Origin of the sequence: Noviherbaspirillum sp., assembly GCF_036846085.1 — a bacterium.
Lineage (GTDB): Bacteria > Pseudomonadota > Gammaproteobacteria > Burkholderiales > Burkholderiaceae_D > Noviherbaspirillum.
On the sequence record NZ_DAIUCO010000363.1, the window covers coordinates 1 to 3,894 of the forward strand.

Genomic DNA, 3,894 nt, shown 5'->3' on the forward strand with positions numbered 1-3,894 from the left:
CCATCAAGCAGGCGCTGGTCAACGTCACCTGTGGCGGCGCGCCGGCCTATGTGTGGCCGGGCGGTGGCATCACCATCATGACGGACGTCATGCGGATGCCGGACAACAGCTTCGGCACCGTACCCACGCCCGCCATCGTCGCCCCGATCGAATTCACCATGAAGCTCGCCGATTACCAGGCACTGGGCGGCCACATGGAATATGTCCGCACGCTTGCCTCGGTACTCGATACCGGCGCCTGGCACAACGAAGGCGCGCCCACCGGACGCAAATGGCTTCAGCAGCCGTCCGTCAATGAATGGCCGGCGGCTGTCGGTCCGATGCTGGGCTGACCGGAGCGATGACCATGGCGCCCCAATTCACTTCACTTCCGGACGGACGCCTGCATTTTTCGCATGGTCCGATCGACCTCATCATCCAGGTTGATGGACAGCGGGACGCGGTCAGGGCCGCGCATCAGGACGCATGGCAACGCTTTCAGGCCGTGCTGCCCGAACTCGTGAGCGAGCTCGCGCTGCTGCAACGTCCGGTCGGAGAGACCTGCCCGCTCGGCGGCGTGGTCGCACGGCGCATGTGGGCCGCATGCCATCCGTTCCGCGCCTCGTTCATCACGCCGATGGCGGCTGTGGCGGGCGCGGTGGCGCAAGAGATCATCGCGTGCTACGACCGCCCCGGCATCGACCGCGCGGCAGTGAACAACGGCGGCGATATCGCGCTCCACCTGGGTGCGGATGCCTCATACCGGGTCGGTGTCTGCACCGATATTGTTGCCGCCACGCAGGATGCACTGCGCGGAGCGCTGCAGGCCGATGGCACGATCACAATCACGTCGTCCATGCCGGTACGCGGCGTGGCAACCAGCGGCTGGGGCGGGCGGAGTTTCTCGCTGGGCATCGCCGACAGCGTGACGGTGCTGGCCGCATCCGCCGCACAGGCCGATGCCGCCGCCACCGTGATCGCCAATGCCGTCAACGTTGACGATGCGCGCATCCGGCGCGTGCCGGCCAATCAACTCAAGGACAATGCCGATCTCGGCGATATTCCGGTGACCGTCGATGTGCCCCGCCTCGAACCCCCCCTCATCGACGCCGCCCTGCACGCCGGCCTGGCGCAGGCACGCCGCTTGCAAGAACAGGGATTGATCTTCGATGCGGTGCTCGCCTGCCAGGGGCGAGGCGCAAGGCTCCGGACCGGCTTGCATAAGGGCATGACCGTGCCGGCGCTGCGAAGTCCGGGCCATTCAGCCGCGCAGTCCCGGTTCGCCGATTGCGCAACCGCTGCATTGTGTTAGAAACTCTTTGATAATCACTATGACCATACCCACCCGGAGCGCCTCATGATCGATATACGCCGTGTCTTCAGCCACGTGGAGGACATCCACCATGAATTCGGGCCGGCGCCTGCGGCGCCGATGCGCCGCGGGTATATTGGCGTGGTGCTCACCAATCCGTATGCGGGGCGCTTCGAGCCCGATATCCTGCCAATGATGGAACAGCTCAACGAAGTGGGACTGCGGTTCGCGCGCGAACTCCTGTCGCACATGCGCGTACCGGCCGAACGCATCGAAGGCTACGGCAAGGGCGCCATCATCGGTTCCGCCGGCGAACTGGAACACGGCGCGCTGTGGCATGTGCCGGGCGGGTATGCAATGCGGGAACTGCTCGGCTGGACGGAGGAAGCCTCCGCGAACAGCGATGGCCAGCCCGGCAACGCACTGGCCATCGTGCCGTCGACCAAGAAAGTGGCCGGGCCGGGAGCAACCCTCGATGTTCCGCTGACCCACATCAATGCCTCCTACGTGCGCAGCCATTTCGATGCGATCGAGGCGCGGGTTCCCGGCGCGCCGCGCGCCGATGAAATGGTGGTGTTCCTCGCGATGAGCACCGGCCCGCGCATCCATGCCCGCGTCGGCGGCCTGGCGGCGAACGCCATTTCACAATGGGACGGCTTGCGCTGAACCGATCGTCAACATTCACTTACTGGAAGGACCAGGCCATGGCAGTCAAGATCCGCAAGCTCATCGTGCAGGTTGACGAAATCAGGTCGGAGATGGGCAGGCCCGTCGATCCGCCCACCCGCAAGGCCCTGGCCATGGCGGTGATCGACAATCCCTATGCCGGCCGCTATGCCGAGTCGCTCGATGAACTCATCGCCATCGGTGAAGAGCTGGGCGGCCTGCTCGGCACGCGCGCGGTCGAGGCGCTCGGCATCGCGCCGGAGCAGGCGCAAAGCTATGGCAAGGCGGCGATCGTGGGCGAGGGCGGCGAACTGGAACATGCCGCCGCGATCCTCCACCCGAAACTGGGTGCGCCGTTGCGGCAGGCGGTCAGCAAGGGCGCGGCGCTGGTGCCCTCCAGCAAGAAGATCGGCGGCATCGGCACTGCCATCGACGTGCCGCTGGGGCACAAGGATGCGGCCTTCGTGCGCAGTCACTTCGACGCCATGGAAGCGCGGGTGGCCGATGCGCCGCGTGCCAGCGAGATAGTCGTCGCCGTTGTCGTCACCGACAGCGGCCGGCCAATGCCCCGCGTGGGAGGGCTGCAGTCCCATGAAATCAAAGGCGAGGATGGTTTGCGCTGACAAATACTGTTGCACAATAAACGACGCATCGATTAGTCCACCAAGAAGGAGACCTACATGAAGAAGACCACCAGCTGGCTCGCAACCGCCGCTGTTCTCTGGGCTGCCACCAGTGCTGCGACCGCCTATGCCCAAGGCGTCATCAAGATCGGCGAAGTCAACAGCTACAAGGCGCAGCCCGCCTTCCTGGAGCCGTACCGCAAGGGCCTGGAACTGGCGGTCGAGCAGATCAATGCCGCCGGCGGCGTCAACGGCAAGAAGCTGGAACTTGTCATCCGCGACGACAACGGCAATCCCGGCGATGCGGTGCGGGCCGCCGAGGAACTGGTGTCGCGCGAAAAGGTGGACGTGCTGACCGGCACTTTCCTGTCGCATGTCGGCCTTGCGCTGACCGACTACGCCAAGCAGCGCAAGGTCTTCTTCCTCGCCGCCGAACCGCTGACCGACAAGATCGTCTGGCAGAACGGCAACCGCTATACCTTCCGCCTGCGTCCATCGACCTACATGCAGGTCGCCATGCTGGTGCCGGAAGCCGCCAAGCTGAAAAAGAAGCGCTGGGCGCTGGTGTACCCGAACTATGAATACGGCCAGTCCGCAGTGGCAACCTTCAAGCAGCTGCTGAAGGCGGCACAGCCGGATGTGGAATTCGTGGCGGAGCAGGCGACGCCACTGGGCAAGGTGGATTCCGGCAGCGTGGTGCAGGCGCTGGCCGATGCCAAGCCGGATGCGATCTTCAACGTACTGTTCGGCGCCGACCTGTCGAAGTTTGTGCGCGACGGCAATACGCGCGGCCTGTTCAAGGATCGCGAAGTGGTGAGCCTGCTGACCGGCGAACCGGAATACCTCGATCCGCTCAAGGATGAAAGCCCGAACGGCTGGATCGTCACCGGTTATCCGTGGTACGGCATCCAGACGCCGGAGCACAACGCGTTCCGCACTGCCTATGAAGCGAAGTTCAAGGACTATCCGCGCCTCGGTTCGGTGGTCGGCTACAGCGCGATCGTTTCGCTGGCGGAAGGCATGAAGAAGGCGCAGTCCACCGACACCGAGAAGATGATCGCGGCGTTCAAGGGATTGAAAGTCATGTCGCCGTTCGGGCCGATCACCTATCGTGCGTCGGATCACCAGTCCACCATGGGCGGCTATGTCGGACGGACGAAGAACGACAATGGCAAGGGCGTGATGGTCGACTACCGTTATCTGGATGGGGCGAAGTATTTGCCGTCGGATGCGGAAGTGGCGAAGTTGCGGCCGACGGAGTAAAAGGCTGTTGAATGGCAGCCGGTTTGAATTCAATCCTGTAAGGTCCCCTCC

Annotated in this window: 4 protein-coding genes and 1 pseudogene; all 5 read left to right on the top strand. The window is 64.2% G+C overall.

Annotated elements, in window-relative coordinates; genetic code table 11:
- Positions 1-332, top strand: a pseudogene (locus tag V7080_RS24630) (6-hydroxynicotinate reductase); the annotation flags it as partial.
- A gap of 14 nt (positions 333-346) precedes the next feature.
- Entirely contained in the window at positions 347-1,291 is a 945-nt protein-coding gene (locus V7080_RS24635) for a UPF0280 family protein (RefSeq protein WP_334191013.1), read from the top strand.
- Between the two features lie 45 nt (positions 1,292-1,336).
- A complete protein-coding gene (locus V7080_RS24640; protein ID WP_334191014.1) occupies positions 1,337-1,957 on the top strand; it encodes an amino acid synthesis family protein in 621 nt (206 codons plus the stop codon).
- A gap of 38 nt (positions 1,958-1,995) precedes the next feature.
- Complete coding sequence (locus tag V7080_RS24645; RefSeq protein WP_334191016.1) at positions 1,996-2,580, top strand: amino acid synthesis family protein; 585 nt, start codon at positions 1,996-1,998, stop codon at positions 2,578-2,580.
- A gap of 57 nt (positions 2,581-2,637) precedes the next feature.
- Positions 2,638-3,843, top strand: coding sequence for an ABC transporter substrate-binding protein (locus V7080_RS24650; protein WP_334191015.1), 1,206 nt, complete (start codon positions 2,638-2,640; stop codon positions 3,841-3,843).
- The last annotated feature ends 51 nt before the right edge of the window (positions 3,844-3,894 follow it).